The 20,138-nt window shown below is 59.1% G+C and carries 14 protein-coding genes; 8 read left to right on the top strand and 6 right to left on the bottom strand.

The window, feature by feature from the left end; translation table 11 throughout:
• Positions 1 to 4: 4 nt before the first annotated feature.
• Both rcsD and rcsB read left to right on the top strand, forming a co-directional pair.
• Complete coding sequence (gene rcsD, locus ACYF6X_RS03570; RefSeq protein WP_063989010.1) at positions 5 to 2,707, top strand: phosphotransferase RcsD; 2,703 nt, start codon at positions 5 to 7, stop codon at positions 2,705 to 2,707.
• Positions 2,700 to 3,350, top strand: a complete 651-nt coding sequence (gene rcsB, locus ACYF6X_RS03565; protein WP_004935900.1) for a response regulator transcription factor RcsB — start codon at positions 2,700 to 2,702, stop codon at positions 3,348 to 3,350. The genes rcsD and rcsB overlap by 8 nt, the downstream gene beginning before the upstream one ends.
• Positions 3,351 to 3,411: 61 nt before the next feature.
• Here the strand turns inward: rcsB and rcsC are convergent, their stop codons facing one another.
• Both rcsC and gyrA read right to left on the bottom strand, forming a co-directional pair.
• Positions 3,412 to 6,273: a two-component system sensor histidine kinase RcsC gene (gene rcsC, locus ACYF6X_RS03560; RefSeq protein ID WP_130017846.1), complete on the bottom strand. Its 2,862-nt coding sequence runs from the start codon at positions 6,271 to 6,273 to the stop codon at positions 3,412 to 3,414.
• Positions 6,274 to 6,440: 167 nt separating this feature from the next.
• Positions 6,441 to 9,083 carry a DNA topoisomerase (ATP-hydrolyzing) subunit A gene (gene gyrA / locus ACYF6X_RS03555; RefSeq protein ID WP_107227617.1) on the bottom strand — a complete coding sequence of 881 codons (2,643 nt, stop codon included), beginning with the start codon at positions 9,081 to 9,083 and terminating at the stop codon, positions 6,441 to 6,443.
• Between the two features lie 212 nt (positions 9,084 to 9,295).
• Between gyrA and ubiG the strand changes: the two genes are divergently transcribed.
• The 4 genes from ubiG to yfaE all read left to right on the top strand — a co-directional run bounded on the left by ubiG (position 9,296) and on the right by yfaE (position 14,210).
• A complete protein-coding gene (gene ubiG / locus ACYF6X_RS03550; RefSeq protein ID WP_025303640.1) occupies positions 9,296 to 10,021 on the top strand; it encodes a bifunctional 2-polyprenyl-6-hydroxyphenol methylase/3-demethylubiquinol 3-O-methyltransferase UbiG in 726 nt (241 codons plus the stop codon).
• A 438-nt stretch (positions 10,022 to 10,459) separates the two neighbouring features.
• Complete coding sequence (gene nrdA / locus ACYF6X_RS03545; RefSeq protein ID WP_063989008.1) at positions 10,460 to 12,748, top strand: class 1a ribonucleoside-diphosphate reductase subunit alpha; 2,289 nt, start codon at positions 10,460 to 10,462, stop codon at positions 12,746 to 12,748.
• Positions 12,749 to 12,815: 67 nt separating this feature from the next.
• Positions 12,816 to 13,946, top strand: a complete 1,131-nt coding sequence (gene nrdB / locus ACYF6X_RS03540; RefSeq protein ID WP_019453694.1) for a class Ia ribonucleoside-diphosphate reductase subunit beta — start codon at positions 12,816 to 12,818, stop codon at positions 13,944 to 13,946.
• A 3-nt stretch (positions 13,947 to 13,949) separates the two neighbouring features.
• A complete protein-coding gene (yfaE, locus tag ACYF6X_RS03535) occupies positions 13,950 to 14,210 on the top strand; it encodes a class I ribonucleotide reductase maintenance protein YfaE (protein WP_033653779.1) in 261 nt (86 codons plus the stop codon).
• Between the two features lie 59 nt (positions 14,211 to 14,269).
• Here yfaE and ACYF6X_RS03530 read toward each other — a convergent pair whose 3' ends face one another.
• Both ACYF6X_RS03530 and ACYF6X_RS03525 read right to left on the bottom strand, forming a co-directional pair.
• Positions 14,270 to 14,422, bottom strand: a complete 153-nt coding sequence (locus tag ACYF6X_RS03530; RefSeq protein WP_033635303.1) for a Hok/Gef family protein — start codon at positions 14,420 to 14,422, stop codon at positions 14,270 to 14,272.
• Positions 14,423 to 14,653: 231 nt separating this feature from the next.
• Positions 14,654 to 15,475 carry an AraC family transcriptional regulator gene (locus tag ACYF6X_RS03525; RefSeq protein WP_130017845.1) on the bottom strand — a complete coding sequence of 274 codons (822 nt, stop codon included), beginning with the start codon at positions 15,473 to 15,475 and terminating at the stop codon, positions 14,654 to 14,656.
• Positions 15,476 to 15,591: 116 nt separating this feature from the next.
• On the opposite strand from ACYF6X_RS03525, the gene ACYF6X_RS03520 reads away from it, so the two are divergent.
• The gene (locus ACYF6X_RS03520) at positions 15,592 to 16,800 is read left to right on the top strand and encodes an FAD-dependent oxidoreductase (RefSeq protein WP_242512541.1); all 1,209 of its coding nucleotides are present in this window, start codon (positions 15,592 to 15,594) and stop codon (positions 16,798 to 16,800) included.
• Between the two features lie 3 nt (positions 16,801 to 16,803).
• Here ACYF6X_RS03520 and ACYF6X_RS03515 read toward each other — a convergent pair whose 3' ends face one another.
• Entirely contained in the window at positions 16,804 to 18,000 is a 1,197-nt protein-coding gene (locus ACYF6X_RS03515; RefSeq protein WP_130017844.1) for a nicotinamide mononucleotide deamidase-related protein YfaY, read from the bottom strand.
• A gap of 245 nt (positions 18,001 to 18,245) precedes the next feature.
• On the opposite strand from ACYF6X_RS03515, the gene tyrP reads away from it, so the two are divergent.
• On the top strand, positions 18,246 to 19,454 hold the full coding sequence (gene tyrP, locus ACYF6X_RS03510) for a tyrosine transporter TyrP (protein WP_063989004.1): 1,209 nt from the start codon (positions 18,246 to 18,248) through the stop codon (positions 19,452 to 19,454).
• Positions 19,455 to 19,502: 48 nt separating this feature from the next.
• Here the strand turns inward: tyrP and ACYF6X_RS03505 are convergent, their stop codons facing one another.
• On the bottom strand, positions 19,503 to 20,042 hold the full coding sequence (locus tag ACYF6X_RS03505; protein WP_025303646.1) for a YfaZ family outer membrane protein: 540 nt from the start codon (positions 20,040 to 20,042) through the stop codon (positions 19,503 to 19,505).
• Between the last annotated feature and the right edge of the window lie 96 nt (positions 20,043 to 20,138).

The following is a 20,138-nucleotide window of genomic DNA, read 5'->3' as shown; positions in this document are numbered from 1 at the left end:
CACTATGCAAAATAAACAACTGACCATAAGCTCCAGCAACATTACCCGCTGCTTCCTGCTATTTATCGTGCTGCTGACGATCGGCATCGGCCTGTATGGTTACAATTACACCAATGCCTGGCTGGCGGAAAAGAAGTACGCGCTGAACGGCATCGCCGGTTCGCTGCAAAAGCGTATCGATACCTACCGCTATATGACCTATCAGGTCTATGACAAATTCGGCAATGCGCCGGCGCAGAATGTCGATCCCGGTTTGCAGGAAACTCGCCTGCGGCCCGACGTCTATTATGTCGAGAAGCCGCACAAGAAAACGGACGCGGTGATCTTCGGCAGCCATGACGAAAACACGCTGGCGATGATCGCCAACATCTCGGACTACCTGGACACCCGCTGGGGCGCCAAAACCGAGAACTACGCCATGTATTACCTCAATGGTCAGGACAACAGCCTCAGCCTGATCACCACCCAGCCGCTCAAAGAGCTGGCTTCGCGCTTTCGGGAAAGCTACCTGACCACCTCGGCGGACGAACGCCGCGCCGAGATGCTACAGCAGGCCAACATGCTCGACGAGCGCGAGAGCTTTTCCGATCTGCGCAAGCAGCGCTTCCAGAACGCCTATTCGTTCTCAATTCGCACCACTTTCAATCAGCCAGGGCATCTGGCGACGGTGATCGCCTTCGATTTGCCAATCAACGACATCATTCCGGCCAATCTGGCCCGCGCCAGTTTCCTGCTGCTGCCGGACGATGTCGATCTCGACGACAGCGTCATCCCGGCGGAAACCGTCCTCGGCACCCATGCGACGATGAGCGGTGGTTGGGTGGAGTTCAGCGCCGCCCTGCCCAATGCGCCGCTGAAGGTGGTGTATCGCGTTTCGGCCATCAATCTGGCCATCGATCTGCTGCGTAACAACATCTGGCTGATCGCGGTCAACCTGCTGCTGCTGGCGCTGTCGATGCTGAGCATCTACTTTATCCGCCGCCAGTATATTCGCCCGAGCGAAAACATGGCGGTGGAACTGGAAGCCGAGCGCGCGCTGAATCAGGAGATCGTCTCCAGCCTGCCCTCCGGCCTGCTGGTCTACAGTTTCGCCAACAATACGGTGATCGCCAGCAACAAAATCGCCGAGCACCTGTTACCACACCTCAGTCTGCAGAAGATCGCCCATATGGCCGAACAGCATCACGGGGTGATCCAGGCGACGGTCAACAACGAGGTGTATGAAATCCGCATCTTCCGCAGCCAGCTGTCGCCGGACACCTACCTGTTCCTGATGCACGATCAGGATAAAGAGGTGATGGTGAACAAGCGGCTGCAGCAGGCGCGGCGCGAATACGACAAAAACGTTCAGGCGCGCAAGCTGATGCTGCACAATCTGGGCATCGAGCTGAATCAGCCGGTACGCCAGATGCACGATCTGGTCGACCGTCTGCAGAGCCGGCTGGATGAGGAACAACAGCAGGCGTTGCTGGGCCAACTGACGGCGGCGTCGGCTTCGGTGCTGGAGTTGATCGATAACATCACCCTGCTGACCCGGCTGGAAACCCAGGATTGGCAACCCACGCGCGAGCCGTTCAACCCGACGGCGATGATCGACGAGTTGCTGCAGGAGGCCCTGCCCGCCCTTAACCAGAAGGGGCTGGCGCTGTTCAAGCATTTCCAGCTGGACGTCGAGCAGAACTATATCGGCGACGCCAACGCGCTGCGTAAGGTGATCTCGCTGCTGGTGCATTACGCCATTATCACCACCGCCTGCGGCAAGATTTCTCTGGTTGTCGACCATGAGCCCGAGCACCCGGATCGCCTGATTTTCCAAATCAACGACACCGGCTCCGGCATCTCCAACGAAGAGATCAGCAACCTCAACTATCCGTTCCTCAGCCAGACGCTGGTGGACCGCTTCAACCACGGTTCCGGGCTCACCTTCTTCCTGTGCAACCAACTGTGCAAAAAGCTTAATGGCCAGTTGGACATTCGCAGCAAGGTGGATATCGGCACTCGCTACACCATTCGCGTCGCCATGGAGATGGAGAAAAAAGAGCCGCAGGAGCAGGAAAAGCTGCTCGACGGCGTCACCGCCCTGCTGGACGTCACGTCGGATGAAGTGCGCGGCATCGTGACCCGTCTGCTGCAGGCCTACGGCGCCGACTGCCTCGTCGCCGAAGATCGCGCGGTCAACCGCGATTATGACGTGCTGCTGACCGATAACCCACAGCGCGCCGATGATTACACCCTGTTGTTGGCGAGCGATGAGCCGGGCTGGCAAGCACTGGATAAACGCTACATTCGGGTGAACTATAATCTGAACGGCGCATTAATCGACGCCGTGCTGATGCTGATCGAACAGCAAATGGCCGCGCTGGAACAGGAAGAAAGCCCGCTTTCATTGAGCTCAGAAGATATCCAACTCTATGAAAAACAATTGAAATCAAGTGATTACTATGGGCTGTTTGTCGATACAGTACCCGACGATGTCAAAAAACTGTATACTGAGGCGGGCAGCAGTGATTTCAATGCGCTGTCACAAACCGCACACCGCCTAAAAGGCGTGTTTGCCATGTTAAATCTGCTTCCCGGCAAGCAGCTGTGCGAATCGTTAGAACAGCGCATCGCAGAAGGTGATGCGCCCGAGATCGAGAATAACATCAGTCAGATTGATTTTTTCGTCAGCAGACTGCTGAAGCAAGGTAGCCAACAACATGAATAACCTGAACGTAATTATTGCTGATGACCATCCTATCGTACTGTTTGGCATCCGGAAGTCACTTGAGCAAATTGAATGGGTGAATGTCGTTGGGGAGTTCGAAGACTCAACCGCACTGATCAACAATCTGTCCAAGCTGGACGCCAACGTGCTGATCACCGATCTATCGATGCCGGGTGACAAGTATGGCGACGGCATCACGCTGATTAAATACATCAAGCGCCACTATCCGCAGTTGTCGATCATCGTGCTGACCATGAACAACAACCCGGCGATCCTGAGCGCGGTATTGGATCTGGATATCGAAGGCATCGTGCTGAAACAAGGCGCGCCGACCGATCTGCCGAAGGCGCTGGCCGCCCTGCAGAAAGGCAAGAAGTTCACGCCGGAAAGCGTCTCTAAACTGCTGGAGAAGATCAGCGCCAGCGGCTATGGCGACAAACGCCTGTCGCCGAAAGAGAGCGAAGTGCTGCGTCTGTTCGCCGAAGGTTTCCTGGTAACCGAAATCGCCAAGAAGCTCAACCGCAGCATCAAAACCATCAGCAGCCAGAAGAAATCGGCCATGATGAAGCTGGGCGTCGAAAACGACATCGCCCTGCTCAACTATCTCTCGTCCGTCAGCATGACGCCGTTGGACAAAGACTAAAGCCCGCCTCACGGCAGGTTAACGCCAAACAGGCACGGCATCCGCCGTGCCTGTTTGCTTTTCAAGCCTCGCTGCGGCTGTAGCGCACCTGTTGGCTGTAGTAAGCCAGCGTCTGCTCCAACGTCTCCAGCGTGACCGGTTTCGACAGGCAATTATCCATACCCGCCTCGAGGCAGCGCTGCTTCTCTTCCGCCAACGCGTTCGCCGTCACGCCGATCACCGGCGCGCTGAACTGCATCTGCCGCAGCTCCTGCGTCAGACGATAGCCGTCCATATTCGGCATATTGACGTCGGTCAGCACAATATCGACGTGGTGCTGTTTCAGCACGCCGAGCGCGTCGACGCCATCGTTGGCGGTCACCACCTGATACCCCAGCGATCCCAGCTGATCGGACAGCAGACGACGGTTGATCGGATGATCGTCAACCACCAGCAGATGAATATCGCCGTTGTCCGCCGCGCTGGCCTTGGCAGGCACCGGCAGCTGCACCAGCGCCTCTGCCGCGCCACTGCCGACGCCGAACAACCGGTTGAGCAAGCTCAGCGTTTCACGCGGCGTGGAGGTGCTGTGCATCCAATAACCCGGCCGTGTTTCCTGCGATGGGCCGATATGCTCGGTGGAGAATTGGATCTGAGCCAGCAGCGGCGTGTCCAGCATCAGCGGATGATCGCTGAGCATCACCTCTCCGGCGGCGGTCTCTTGGCCATCATAGCGCTGGATATCGGCGCCGTAGCCCCCCAGAATCGCCATCAGGTAGCTTTCCAGCCGCTGATTGCGGATATCCAGCCACAGTCGGCGGCCCTGCCAGGTATCGCTGGCCTGCGGGATGGGGAACTGAGCGTTGAACAGCGGAATGCGGATGCTGAACAAGCTGCCCAGGCCCGGTTCGGATTCCACGGCGATATCGCCGTCCATCAGGTTGATCAGTTTCTCACAGATCGCCAACCCCAGGCCGGTTCCCTGGAAATGGCGCTGCACGCCGGTGCCCACCTGGAAGAACGGATCGAACAGGCGCGAGATCTCCTTCTCCGGGATGCCGACACCGGTATCGCGCACGCTGAACTCCAGGTAGCTGCCGCGGGTGCAGACCTGCAGCACGATACAGCCGGTATCGGTGAACTTGATGGCGTTGTTCACCAGATTGGAAAGCACCTGCTGCAGCCGCACCGGATCGCCGAAAATGCGCTCCGGCACGTTCTGTTCGATAAAGCAGTACAGCCCCAGACGTTTCTTGACCACCAGCGGCAAATAGTTGCCGGCGATATGGGTGATCACCTCCAGGCAGGAAAACTCGCGCGGTTCTATCTTCAGCTGCTCGGACTCAATTTTGGAGAAGTCGAGAATATCGCTGATGATTTTCAACAGCAGACCGGAGGAGTTGTTCATCGCATTGACCAGACGATCGACCCCTTGCGGCAGCGCCTTGGTCTGCAGCAGATCGAGGTTGCCGATAATGCCGTACAGCGGCGTGCGCAGCTCATGGCTGACGGTGGCCAGAAACATCGATTTGGACTGGCTGGCTTGCTCCGCCGCCGCCGCCATCTCCTGCAACGACTCTTCCATCTTCACGCGGGCGCTGACGTCCACCAGCACGCAAATCGCCACCTCTTCGTTACGGTAGCGCGAGTGGACAAAGCTGATCTGCAGGTTGTTGTTGTTGCTGGTCATCACATCGACGAAATTCGCCTGCTGTTCGCAAATGATGCGCGTAATGCGATCGCGATCTTCGTGGGTCAACAGGTTGATGTAGTTGTGCGCCAGTTCGTTACTCAGGATATTGGTGCCGTCGCTGATGCGCAGGATACAGATGCCCACCGGCGCCGAAGCGACGATCTTGCGGTTGAACTGCTCGTGCTCTTCCAGGCGAAACGCATTGTCCTCCGCGGGCAGGAACATCTTGCGCTCAAACAGCCACGCCAGCGTGAACAGCACGATGGCCGACAGCAGGTTCAGCAACAGCGCGTTGAGGATCAACATTTTGAAGCGTTCCACCACGCTTTTCACCGGCAGCGCATAGACGATGCTCAGCGAAGAAGGCGGCAGCGCTTTCTTCAGGATCAGGTCGCGATAATTGTCGACATAGCCGAAGTAGGCATGCTCTGCGGGATAGCTGTTGAGCGAAGCGGCATAGCGATCGCCGTCCGCCAGGCGCAGCACCGGCTCGTTGTTCTCATCCAGCAGCGTGACGCCAATCGGCAGGTTGCCGGCGGTGACGAAATCTTCCAGCCGAACGGTTTGTTCGATGCCCAGCAACGCCTCCAGCTTATTACCGATATAGATCGGCGTCAGCACATACAGATAGCCGACGTCCGGCCGCTGCGCGCTGGGGCTGATCCAATACAGGTTGTTGTCTTTGTCCAGATTCTTGGCATTGCGGTATTTCAGAATGCGCTCGTGCAGCGACTTCAGCACGTTTTCCCGATTGGCGCTCGCGTTGCCGCCGCCGAACTCCGCCATACACAGGCTGTCACCGCCGATGAAGAACACCCGGTTGAGGTCGTAGGCCGCCACGAAGTTCTCTTTCCAATACTGGATCAGGCCGCTCAGCGAATCGAGCGAACTGCGGTAGGTGGTGCTCAGCGCGCAGTTGGACTCCGGGTACAGCGGAAAGAATTGCGGCGGGCTGCCCTTGCCGGGAAACACGCCGCTGAACATGTCCAGGCTGCTGACCGACCCGTTGAGACGGTTCTCCGCCATATACTTGATGTCGCGGATGATGTCGGCCGAATGACGGATGTAGCCCTGCGCCTGATCGAAGTTGAGGTTGTAGTCCTGCCGGATATCCGATTCTTTCTGATGCAGGATATTCAGAATATAAAAGGTGGTGAGCAGCGCTCCCAACGACCACAGCAAAATCGCCAGCACCCGGAACAGATAGCGGGATATCTTCAGCGTAGTTCGAAAAGAGGCTAAGTATTTCAATCGGATACCATACGAAAGTCAGTGGCGGCGCGCGTTGTCGCCGGCGCGGCGGCCGGCGGCTCGGTGCGCCAATTAAACCATATAACTGAAAAAGGGCCTAGCATCGCTGCCAGGCCCTTTTGTCTCAGTGCATTACGGTGTCGGCATGCCGACGCCCTCACCTTGCTTTAAACGTTGTCGTCGTCCATCGGCTCAGCCGCGTCGTCGCCATCGTCCAGCGGCGTGGTGTCTTCTTCCACCGCTTCCGCGCCCGGTTCCAGGCTGTCCAGCTCTTCGTCTTCCACCGGTTCGGCCACGCGCTGCAGACCGACGACGTTTTCGTCCTCTGCCGTGCGGATCAACGTCACGCCCTGGGTGTTACGGCCCACCACGCTGACTTCCGAAACGCGGGTACGCACCAGCGTGCCGGCATCGGTGATCATCATGATCTGGTCGCTGGTTTCCACCTGCACGGCACCGACCACCTGGCCATTACGCTCGCTCACCTTGATGGAGATAACCCCCTGAGTGGCGCGTGACTTGGTCGGGTACTCGGTCACGGCGGTACGTTTACCGAAGCCGTTCTGCGTGACGGTCAGGATGTCGCCTTCGCCGCGCGGCACGATCAAGGAGATCACGCTGTCGCCTTCACCGAGGTTGATGCCGCGCACGCCGGTTGCGGTACGGCCCATCGAACGCACTTGCGTTTCCGGGAAGCGCACCACCTTGCCGTTGGCGGAGAACAGCATCACTTCGTTGCTGCCGTCGGTCAGATCGACACCGATCAGCTCGTCGCCCTCGTTGAGGTTAACGGCGATGATGCCGGCGCTGCGCGGACGGCTGAACTCGGTCAGCGCGGTTTTCTTCACGGTACCGCTGGCGGTGGCCATGAACACGTGGCGCCCTTCTTCATATTCGCGCACCGGCAGGATGGCGGTGATACGCTCATCGGCTTCCAGCGGCAACAGGTTGACGATTGGGCGACCGCGTGCGCCACGGCTGGCTTCAGGCAGTTGGTACACCTTCATCCAGTACAGGCGGCCACGGCTGGAGAAGCACAGGATCGTATCGTGGGTGTTGGCCACCAGCAGGCGATCGATAAAGTCTTCTTCTTTAATACGCGCGGCGGACTTGCCTTTGCCGCCGCGGCGCTGAGCTTCATAGTCGGACAGCGGCTGATACTTCACGTAGCCCTGATGAGACAGGGTCACTACCACGTCTTCCTGGTTGATCAGGTCTTCGATGTTGATGTCGGAAGTATTGGCGGTGATCTCGGTGCGACGGCCGTCGTTGTACAGCTCTTTGACCGCCACCAGCTCTTCACGGATCACTTCCATCAGGCGCTCTGGGCTTTCCAGAATAAAGATCAGCTCGGCGATAAAGTTGAGCAGCTCTTTATATTCTTCCAGCAGCTTTTCGTGCTCCAGGCCGGTCAGTTTCTGCAGACGCAGATCCAGAATCGCCTGAGCCTGCTGCTCGGTCAGGTAGTACTTGCCGTCACGGATGCCGAACTCCGGCTCCAGCCACTCAGGGCGGGCGGCGTCGTCACCGGCGCGTTCCAGCATGGCGCTGACGTTGCCCAGATCCCACGGCTGCGCCACCAGCGCGACTTTCGCTTCCGCCGGCGTCGGCGCACGGCGAATCAGCTCGATGATCGGATCGATGTTGGCCAGCGCGATGGCCAGCGCTTCCAGGATATGGGCGCGGTCGCGGGCCTTGCGCAGTTCGAAGATGGTGCGGCGGGTGACCACTTCGCGGCGGTGACGCACGAAGGCTTCGAGGATGTCTTTCAGGTTCAGCAGCTTAGGCTGGCCCTGATGCAGCGCGACCATGTTGATGCCGAAGGTGACCTGCAGTTGCGTCAGCGCATACAGGTTGTTCAGCACCACTTCGCCGACCGCGTCGCGTTTGACTTCGATCACGATGCGCATGCCGTCTTTATCGGACTCGTCGCGCAGCGCGCTGATGCCTTCCACGCGCTTTTCTTTCACCAGCTCGGCGATCTTCTCGATCAGACGCGCCTTGTTCACCTGATACGGGATCTCGTGAACGATGATGGTTTCGCGGCCGGTTTTAGCATCGGCTTCCACTTCCGCGCGCGCGCGCAGGTAGATTTTGCCGCGCCCGGTGCGATAGGCCTCTTCAATGCCGCGACGGCCGTTGATGATCGCCGCCGTCGGGAAGTCTGGCCCCGGAATGTGCTCCATCAGCCCTTCGATGCTGATGTTTTCATCATCGATATAGGCCAGGCAGCCGTTGACGACTTCAGCCAGGTTGTGCGGTGGAATATTGGTGGCCATGCCCACGGCGATGCCCGACGAGCCGTTGACCAGCAGGTTCGGGATCTTGGTCGGCATGACGGCCGGGATCTGCTCGGTGCCATCATAGTTAGGCACGAAGTCGACGGTTTCTTTTTCCAGGTCCGCCAACAGTTCGTGAGCAATCTTGGACATGCGCACTTCGGTATAACGCATCGCCGCGGCGGAGTCGCCGTCGACGGAACCGAAGTTACCCTGGCCGTCCACCAGCATGTAGCGCAGTGAAAACGGCTGAGCCATACGCACGATAGTGTCGTAAACCGCGCTGTCACCGTGCGGGTGATATTTACCGATCACGTCCCCGACGACACGGGCCGATTTCTTGTATGGTTTATTCCAGTCGTTACCCAATACGCTCATCGCGTACAGAACGCGGCGGTGAACCGGTTTCAGTCCATCACGAACATCTGGCAGCGCACGTCCGACAATAACGGACATCGCATAGTCCAGATACGAGTTTTTCAACTCGTCTTCGATGTTTACCGGTGTGATTTCTCTGGCAAGGTCGCTCATGGAGCTGCTATCCCTCTACTAATGATTCATCTGCCCGCTGCCATAGTGGCAAAGGTGTAAAACTATATCACAAAGCACGCTTTACGGGAAAATAACCGCCGCTGTTTCACGGAAATTGTGCAGATAAGTGCGCTAAAAACGCATCGGCGCAGACGATGCCGCGCCGGAACATGTATAATCCGCGCAACGAGAACAAGGAGCCAGACCAGCCCATGAACGCAGAATCATCCAGCCGAGTGCAAAACGTTGACCACCAGGAAATCGCCAAGTTCGAGGCCGTCGCCTCTCGCTGGTGGGATCTGGAAGGCGAGTTCAAACCGCTGCACCGCATCAACCCGCTGCGCCTGAACTACATCATGCAGCGCGCCGGCGGCATTTTTGACAAGCAGGTGCTCGATGTGGGCTGCGGCGGCGGCATTCTGGCAGAAAGCATGGCGCGCGAAGGCGCCAAGGTGACCGGGTTGGACATGGGCGCGGAGCCGCTGCAGGTCGCCCGGCTGCACGCGCTGGAAAGCGGCATGGACGTCACCTATGTGCAGGAGACGGTGGAAAGCCACGCCCAGGCCAACCCGCAACGCTACGACGTGGTCACCTGCATGGAGATGCTGGAGCACGTGCCGGATCCGGCCTCGGTGGTGCGCGCCTGCGCCCATCTGGTGAAACCGGGCGGCCACGTGTTCTTCTCCACCATCAACCGCAACACCAAAGCCTGGCTGATGGCGGTGATCGGCGCAGAGTACGTGCTGAAGATGGTGCCGCAGGGCACCCACGATCATAAGAAGTTCATTCGCCCTTCCGAACTGATCGGCTGGGTCGACGGCACGCCGCTGCGCGAAAAGCACATGATCGGCCTGCATTACAACCCGATCACCGATCATTTCAAGCTTGGGCGCAACGTTGACGTGAACTACATGGTGCACACCCAGCACGAAGGCTAAGCGTTGTAAACCGCGCCGGCCCTGCATTACCGGGGGGCGGCGCCATTGGCACATTCGGAAAAATACCTAATTTCCACGACTTCGATCAAAATAGCCGTTGTAAACAGTTTTTTAGAATATTAAATCAGATCAATATGCCGTTTTTTTCTAACGTTTAATAAAGCGCCAAACGATCGGTTTTTTCAGTTTTTCAGTAAAATCTGATCGCGCTTATTGACAAGCTTGTCGCGCCAGTCACGGCGCGCACTGCGAACGGCAAGTTACATTTCACCCCCAAGTTATCCACAAATTAGGCCAGTTTTGTTCACTTGCAAACGCCGTTTTTTCTCACTATCTTGTTACCTCACCGACATACAACCCCTATATATAGTGTTTACATACTGAGCAGAGCGACTACACTTCTGCTTAGGGGCACCATACGGACAGGTAAAACACCACATGAACCAAAGTCTGCTTGTAACTAAACGCGATGGCCGTAAAGAGCGCATCAATCTCGACAAAATCCACCGGGTCATTGATTGGGCCGCAGAGGGATTACACAACGTCTCGGTTTCTCAAGTAGAGTTGCGTTCACACATTCAGTTTTATGACGGCATCAAAACCGCCGACATTCATGAAACCATCATCAAAGCCGCAGCCGACCTAATCTCCCGCGATGCGCCGGACTATCAGTACCTGGCCGCTCGCCTGGCGATCTTCCACCTGCGCAAAAAGGCTTATGGCCAGTTCGAGCCGCCGAAGCTGCACGCCCACGTCACTCGCATGGTCGAGATGGGCAAATACGATAAGCATCTGCTGGAAGACTACAGCGCTGAAGAGTTCGAGCAGATGGATTCCTTTATCGATCATTGGCGCGACATGAACTTCTCCTATGCCGCCGTCAAGCAGCTGGAAGGCAAGTACCTGGTGCAGAACCGCGTCAGCGGCGAGATCTACGAAAGCGCCCAGTTCCTATACTTACTGGTGTCCGCGTGCCTGTTCTCCAACTACCCGCGTGAAACCCGTCTGGACTACGTAAAACGTTTCTACGACGCGATTTCCACCTTCAAGATTTCGCTGCCTACGCCGATCATGTCCGGCGTGCGCACGCCAACCCGCCAGTTCAGCTCCTGCGTGCTGATCGAGTGCGGCGACAGCCTGGACTCCATCAACGCCACCTCCAGCGCCATTGTGAAATACGTTTCGCAGCGCGCCGGCATCGGCATCAACGCCGGCCGCATCCGCGCACTGGGCAGCCCGATCCGTGGCGGTGAAGCCTTCCATACCGGCTGTATCCCGTTCTACAAACATTTCCAGACCGCCGTCAAATCCTGCTCGCAGGGCGGCGTGCGCGGTGGCGCGGCAACGCTGTTCTACCCGATGTGGCACCTAGAAGTGGAAAGCCTGCTGGTGTTGAAAAACAACCGCGGCGTTGAAGGTAACCGCGTGCGTCACATGGACTACGGCGTGCAGTTGAACCGCCTGATGTACCAGCGTCTGATCAAGGGCGAAGACATCACCCTGTTCAGCCCGTCCGATGTGCCGGGGCTGTACGACGCATTCTTCGCCGATCAGGACGAATTCGAGCGCCTGTACACTCAGTACGAGAAAGACGACAGCATTCGCCAGAAGCGCGTGAAAGCGGTTGAGCTGTTCTCGCTGATGATGCAAGAGCGCGCCTCTACCGGCCGCATCTACATCCAGAACGTCGACCACTGCAACACCCACAGCCCGTTCGATCCGCAGATCGCGCCGGTGCGTCAGTCCAACCTGTGCCTGGAAATCGCGCTGCCGACCAAGCCGCTGGAAGACGTCAACGACGAAAACGGCGAGATTGCGCTGTGCACCCTGTCCGCTTTCAACCTGGGCGCGATCGACAGCCTGGACGATCTGGAAGAATTGGCGACCCTGGCGGTGCGTTCACTCGACGCCCTGCTGGATTATCAGGATTATCCAATCAAGGCTGCGCACCGTGGCGCGATGGGCCGCCGCACCCTGGGCATCGGCGTCATCAACTTCGCCTATTACCTGGCGAAGAACGGCGTGCGCTACTCCGACGGCAGCGCCAACAACCTGACGCACAAAACGTTCGAAGCCATTCAGTACTACCTGCTGAAAGCCTCCAACCGTCTGGCTCAGGAGCAAGGCGCTTGCCCGTGGTTCAAAGAAACCACCTATTCGCAGGGCATCCTGCCGATCGACACCTACAAGAAAGATTTGGATGCGGTCTGCAACGAGCCGCTGCACTACGACTGGGAAACCCTGCGTAAAGAGATCCAGGAAACCGGCCTGCGCAACTCGACCCTGTCTGCGCTGATGCCATCGGAAACCTCTTCGCAGATTTCCAACGCCACCAACGGCATCGAGCCGCCGCGCGGCCACATCAGCATCAAGGCGTCGAAAGACGGCATCCTGCGCCAGGTGGTGCCGGAGTATGAGCGTCTGAAAGACAACTACGAGCTGCTGTGGGAAATGCCGAGCAACGACGGCTATCTGCAGCTGGTGGGGCTGATGCAGAAATTCATCGACCAGTCGATTTCGGCCAACACCAACTACGATCCGACCCGCTTCCCGGGCGGCAAGGTGCCGATGAAGCAGCTGTTGAAAGACCTGCTCACCACCTACAAGTTCGGCGTGAAAACGCTGTACTACCAAAACACTCGCGACGGCGCGGAAGACGCCCAGGAAGATTTGCAGCCTGCCAAGGCCGGCGATGACGACTGCGAAAGCGGCGCCTGCAAGATCTAAAGTTTGACCTAGCGGGCCGGAATTTTCCGGCCCCTTCATTTAGCCACGTTACGATGGATTCAGGCTTATGGCTTACACCACTTTTTCTCAGACCAAAAACGACCAGCTGCAAGAGCCGATGTTCTTCGGCCAGTCGGTAAACGTTGCGCGTTTCGACCAGCAAAAGCATGAAATCTTCGAAAAACTGATCGAAAAACAGCTCTCCTTCTTCTGGCGCCCGGAAGAAGTTGACGTCTCCCGCGATCGCATCGATTACCAGGCGCTGCCGGAGCACGAGAAGCACATCTTCATCAGCAACCTGAAGTATCAGACGCTGCTGGATTCCATCCAGGGCCGCAGCCCGAACGTCGCGCTGCTGCCGCTGATCTCGATCCCTGAGCTGGAAACCTGGGTGGAAACCTGGTCGTTCTCCGAGACCATCCACTCCCGTTCCTACACCCATATCATCCGCAATATCGTCAACGATCCGGCGCTGGTGTTCGACGATATCGTCACCAACGAAGAGATCAAAAAGCGCGCGAAAGACATTTCCGGTTACTACGACGACCTGATCGAGATGACCAGCTACTATCACCTGCTGGGTGAAGGCACCCACCAGGTGAACGGTAAAACCGTCACCGTCAATCTGCGCGCGCTGAAGAAGCAGCTGTACCTGTGCCTGATGAGCGTGAACGCGCTGGAAGCGATCCGCTTCTACGTCAGCTTTGCCTGCTCCTTCGCGTTCGCCGAGCGCGAACTGATGGAAGGCAACGCCAAAATCATCAAGCTGATCGCCCGCGACGAAGCGTTGCACCTGACCGGCACCCAGCACATGCTGAACCTGATGCGTTCCGGCGCCGACGATCCGGAAATGGCAGAGATCGCCGAAGAATGCCAGCAACAGTGCTACGATCTGTTCGTGCTGGCCGCCCAACAGGAAAAAGAGTGGGCGGAATACCTGTTCCGCGACGGTTCGATGATCGGCCTGAACAAAGACATCCTGTGCCAGTATGTGGAGTACATCACCAATATCCGCATGCAGGCGGTCGGCCTCGGTCTGCCGTTCGAAACCCGCTCCAACCCGATCCCGTGGATCAACGCCTGGTTGGTGTCCGACAACGTACAGGTGGCGCCGCAGGAAGTGGAAGTGAGCTCCTACCTGGTTGGCCAGATCGACTCGGAGATCAACGCCGACGACCTGAGCGACTTCGAACTGTAAGCGATGGCGACGCCAATCGTAACGCTGCGCGCCGCCGGCACGCAGCTCTCCTGCCCCAATAGTGAAAACTGCCTGCTCGACGTGCTGGAACTGCACGACGTGCAGGTGGAGTACCAGTGCCGATCCGGCTATTGCGGCGCCTGCCGCCTGAAACTGGTGAAAGGCGAAGTGGCCTATCGCCAACAGCCGCTGGCGTTTATCAACGCCGGTGAGATCCTGCCCTGCTGCTGCATGCCGCTGACGGATATCGAACTGGAAATGTAAAGTCGGGTGCCGGAAACCGCGCCTGGAGACCAGAAGGCGGGGTTGCCCCCGCCCTATGATTACCGCTTCACCTCACACGCCAACCTGATCAGGATAGTGATATTTTCCTGGTAGATTTTCAGCTCGCACAGCGAGTCTCTTATCATCCAGATAAATAACAAAACCGTAATACATACAACGGTTAGCGAGTGAAACACATGCTTTAAGCGCATGCTTGCCTCCTTGCTGTGAAGGGGCTACCATACCGGTGTCTAGGCGGTATGTGCAGCCCCATTCTGATTGAGAGTCAGTCTGGGGCTTTCATCTATCCGCCCTGTCACACAATGCCCAAGACGAACAGTCTCAAGCACCCGCCAAAAGAGTAACAGCATTCCCTCGTCGCGAATATCCCCTGTAAGATTATGATTAATCAGGGATATATAACTATCCTCAAAGTATTTCGCTTAGCGCCCCTTTCCTGCCGAGGCGGAAAAATAACGCGCCGGAGAATCGCCAAAGGCTTTACGAAACATGGCGATAAAATTGCTCGGCGAGGCATATCCCAGCGTTTCCGCAATCTGCAGCACCGTTTCGCCTTCGGCCAGCTTCGCCAATGCATATGACAACCGGGCCTGCTGACGCCACTGGGCAAAACTCAACCCCGTCTCGCCGATCATCAGCCGCCGCAGAGTGCGTGGCGACATCGCTCCCCACTCGGCCCAGGCTTCCAGCGAACGCTCGCTCCCCAGCTGCGCCAGCAAGGCTTGCAGAACGCCGGCCAGGCGCGGATGGGACGACATCGGCAAATGCAGCGGTTCCGTCGGCGCCAGACGTATCTCATCCCGCATCACTTGCGCCATGCGATCCTGCTCCAGGGTGAGCGCACTGTGCTTATCCCAGCCTTCTGCTCGCTGAGCCAGCGCCTGCAGCACGGCGCTAATGCCGACGACGCAGGGTTTATTCGACAGATCGTTGCAGGCCTCCGGCGCCAGCAGCAAACTCCAACCGCTTAGCGCGCCGCAGACCTGCACCCGGTGCTCCGTCGCCGGCGGGATCCACCCCGCTCGCTGCGGCGGCAGCACCCAATCGCCCTGCGCCGTGCGTACATGCAGCAAACCGCTTTCGACGCACAGCAACTGCCCGCGCACATGCTGATGCCAGTCGTATTCGCGCGTGCCCAACCGATACTCCTGGCCTACCGCGTCGCGGCCACCAAGGGCGATCAGCCAGGGGCCCGCCGACCATTCGCTGCAGTCAGCGTCGGCGAAGTAAGGGTTATCGTTCATATTGGCCACTTATCACTATTTTTAGTCCAAATGCCGTTATACCAACCTTTCCCTGCGCCGACATAATGAAATGCTTCCGGCCGCTCCCGTCTGTGGCCACTGACTCACGAGGGAACATGATGACAACACTCAGCATTGGCATTATCGGCGCCGGGCCAGGCGGTCTGTGTCTGGCCCAGGGGCTGCGCCGCTTCGGCATCCACGCCACGGTGTTTGAACGCGACACCACGCCGCAGGCGCGCGATCAGGGCTACCGGCTGCGCATCGATCCGACGGGCCAGCAGGCGCTGGCCGCCTGCCTGCCGCCGGCGCACTACCGGTTGCTCTGCGCCGGCAGCGCGCAAAACAGCGGCGAGAGCAATCTGTGGGATCCGCAGCTTGCTCCGCTCAACGCCCGACGCCCCGAGCATTGGCTGCCCTCCAGCCCGCGGCAGGCGCAGGAACCGAGCGGCGATCTCGGCGTTCATCGGCAAACGCTGCGCGAAATCCTGCTCGCCGGTCTGCAAGACCGGGTGCGTTTCGGTTATACCCTGTGTGAATTTGCACAAACGCCGCAGGGCGTGGAACTTCAGTTCGCCAACGGCGAGCAAGTGCGGGTCGATGTGCTGATCGCCGCCGACGGCGTCAACTCGCTGGTGCGGCGGCGCTGCCTGCCGGAGGCTGCGCCCGAAGACAGCGGTGCGGTCACCCTCTACGGCAAAACGCCGCTCGATGCGGCGACCCGTGCCCAATTGGCCCCCGAATTGCTGCGCGGTGTGTCGGTCGTCTTCGCCGACAGCTTATCGCTGGTGGTTGAACCGATGCGCTTTCAAGCGCCCATGGCGCAGCTGGCAGCCGACTATGCGCCGGATTGCCGCCTCACGCCGGTCGGCGACTATCTCTATTGGGCCTGTATCGGAACGGCTGCACGGCTCGGCGGGCCGGCGCGAGCAGAGGAAAGCGCTGCGCTGCAGGCGCGCGTACGGCATATCTCGCAGGGATGGGCCCCCGCCTTGCAAACGGCGTTAGCGCTGGCGGATCCCCTGTCGCTCAGCGTGCGGGCGGTGCAGGTCACGAAGGCGATGCCGGTGTGGCACAGCGAACGCATCGCCTTTCTCGGCGACGCCGTGCACGCCATGAGCCCGGCGGGAGGGCTCGGCGCCAACACTGCATTGGCGGACGCCGCCAGCCTGGCGACGCATCTGGCGCAGGCTGGCAGCGCCGCGCAGGCGCTCAAGGACTATGCTGCAGATCTGCAAACGCGGGGCGCGGCGGCGATACGCCTTTCACATCTGGCGTCCGAACGGCTGCAGCAAAACAGTGACGCCGGCGACTCAGCGCCATGACCGTCACTCGATAATTTCCACCACCTCCAGCCCGGCGTTTTTACCGCATGCCTGGCCCCCATTCAGCCAACGGCGCAGCATATCCAGCGCCAGCATTGCCACCGACTCCTGCCGCAGTCGCAGGCCGTGGCGCGACGCACGATAACGCACGGTCTGGCCAATCCCGCCGCGCGGCGTGTGCAGCGCAATGCTCACCTGCTCGTCACGCATGGCGCTGACCGCCAACGCCAACGGCGCACCGGTCAATTCCGCCAGCGAGCGGGCGCGCGCCAGCGTCGTTTCCAGCGTTTCGATGCAGTGCGCCGGCAGCAGCTCGCCCCCCGCCAGCGGCGCCCCTTCGCTTTGCATCTGCAGATTGATCAACCCAGCGCTGAACTGCTCGCTCAACGCCAGCTTAAGCCCTTGCTGATTCAGGCGCTGCGTCAGCGTCGCCGGCAACCCGGCGGTGCCTTCAAAGATGCAGTTGTCCCCCGCCACCTCGCGCACGCGTCGCCAGGCCTGCTCCATTTCCGCACGCCGGCTTTCCGGCCCGGTCAGCTTCAGCTCGATGATCGGGCTGGAGGAACGGTAACCCAGCACCACTTCCGGCGGCAGCGGCATACTGTCCAGCTCGGCGGCCAGATCGCTCTCGGAGGTGCCGAACGTCGTCAGGCGCAAACACAGCGGCGGCGCCGGCAAGGTGAAGCGCTGCCGCAGGCACGGCACGATATGCTGTTCGACCATCACTTTGAATTCCGACGGCACGCCGGGGGTGAAGAACATCAGACACTTGTTCAGCTGCAGCGCAAATCCACAGGCGGTGCCTACCGGGTTATCCAGCATTTCTGCGTTGGCCGGGATCTGCGCCTGCTTGCGGTTGGAAGGGGCCATCGGCCGCCCGCGTTCGGCGAAATAGGCTTCCATGCGCGCCAGCCAGTCGGCCCGTTCAACCAGTTCGACGCCACAGGCTTTCGCGGCGGCCAGCGCGCTGAGATCGTCGCTGGTCGGCCCCAGGCCGCCGTTGACGATCAGCACATCGGCGATATGGCTTCGTTCCTGCAGGATCTCGATCAACGCAGAGAGGCTGTCCCCGACCGTTTCCCGCCCGCTCATCGGCACGCCCTGCTGGAACAGGTAGTCCGCCAGCCAGGCGGCGTTGGTATCAATAATTTGCCCGTGCAGCACTTCATCGCCGGTGCTGAGCATCTCCACCCTTAACATTGATCTCTCCCACATTTTTTGGTCATTCCACTATAGAAGCCCGTAAATAACTTTTCACTAGCCGCCTGCGGATAATTTCAACCATGGGCCCGTTCCTCATGCGCCATGCAGCCCGCCGCAATGTAAACATTAATGTACATTATTCGTAACGCCGGTTTGACACAAATTAGGGCTTCCACTATCCTGCCATCCTCATAAATCGTTACCTATAATTTTCAAAATCTTTCGGCTGGTAGAGAAAAAACGTGAAGAATCGCACTCTTGGCAGTGTTTTTATCGTGGCGGGCACCACCATTGGCGCCGGGATGCTGGCGATGCCGCTGGCAGCGGCCGGCGTCGGCTTCGGCGTCACGCTGGCCTTACTGGTCGGGCTGTGGCTGTTGATGTGTTACACCGCGCTGCTGCTGGTAGAGGTCTACCAGCATGAGCAGGCGGATACCGGTCTGGGCACCCTCGCCAAACGTTATCTCGGCGGCGGCGGCCAGTGGCTGACCAGCTTCAGCATGATGTTTCTGATGTACGCCCTCACCGCCGCCTATATCAGCGGCGCCGGCGAATTGCTCGCCACCAGCATCAGCCAATGGACATCCCAGGACTTTCCGGTGTCGCTCGGCGTTCTGTTGTTTACTCTGGTGGCCGGCGGCGTGGTGTGCATCGGCACCCACTCGGTCGATTTGTTCAACCGCATCCTGTTCAGCGCCAAAGTGGTGTTCCTGGTGGTGATGCTCGGCCTGATGTTGCCGAATATCCACCAGACCAACCTGATGACGTTGCCGCTGGAGCAAGGCCTGGCGCTGTCGGCCATTCCGGTGATTTTCACCTCCTTCGGCTTCCACGGCAGCGTGCCGAGCATCGTCAACTACATGGGCGGCAACATTCGCAAACTGCGGTGGGTGTTTATCATCGGCAGCGCGATCCCGCTGATCGCCTATATTTTCTGGCAGTTGGCGACACTGGGCAGCATCAGCTCTGACACCTTCGTCGGCATCCTGGCGCAACAGGCCGGGCTGAACGGCCTGTTGCAGGCGGTGCGCGACGCGGTCGCTTCGCCGCACGTTGAACTGGCGGTGCACCTGTTCGCCGATCTGGCGCTGGCAACCTCGTTCCTCGGCGTGGCACTCGGGCTGTTCGATTTCCTGGCCGACCTGTTCAAGCGGCAAGACAACGTGCGTGGCCGCCTGCAAACCGGCGCCATCACCTTCCTGCCGCCGCTGGCCTTCGCGCTGTTCTACCCGCGCGGCTTCGTGCTGGCGTTGGGATTCGCCGCCATCGCTCTGTCGGTGCTGGCCCTGCTGTTGCCTTCACTGCTGGTGTGGAAAACGCGCCAAACACATCAGGCGCAGTATCGCGTCTGGGGCGGTACGCCTGCGTTGGCATTGGTGTTTGTCTGCGGGGTGACGGTAATCGCCATTCAACTGGGCATCGCCAGCGGCATGCTGCCCGCGGTAGGGTAAGCGGAACAGAAAGAACAAAGGGGCCTGAATGGCCCCTTTTTCGTAGCGTCAGAAGCTCAGACCTACGCCAACGTAAGGGCCATCGGCCAGCGTATTGTCGCGACGCCCGTCTTTGCCTTCCATCTGCATGTAACGGTAGCCCACGTCCACGCTCAGCGGGCGGAACTTCCAGCGCAGACCGCCGCTGGCTTCGTTATAGGCCTTCACGCCGCTGGTGAAAGAGTCAGGGGCAAAGTAACCTTCGCCGTGCAGGCTGAAGTAGCGGTTGATCTCCCACTCCAGGCCGCCGCCCAGCGCCACCGCCCCGCCGCTCTTCCCGTCTTTCGGGCTGAGGTACAGCGCTTTGGCGCCCACGGTCGCCGTCAATGGCCCCAGCGGCACCCCGAAGTTCAGCCCCACGCTGCCGACGTTGCCGTCGTGGTCGCTGCGCGCCCAGTTGCCGGTCAGGCCCAGACCAGAAGAGCCGGTGCTCATGCCAACGCCCAGGTTGGTGTAGTGTTGCCCGGCTTCGCCCGACACGCTGATGGCGTTCGCCGCGCCGGTCACCAACAGCAATCCTGCCGCGCACGCGACCCAAGTCTTTTTCATCATCTTTCCCTCTGGTTTGTCATCCGTACCGAATGATCGAATCAACGCATAATAATAACGTCACGAGTCTATACCAAAGCGCAATGAGTATTTAAG

Source organism: Serratia sp. ID 25-353 (genome assembly GCF_054792795.1).
This window is presented reverse-complemented; position numbering and strand designations above follow the sequence as displayed.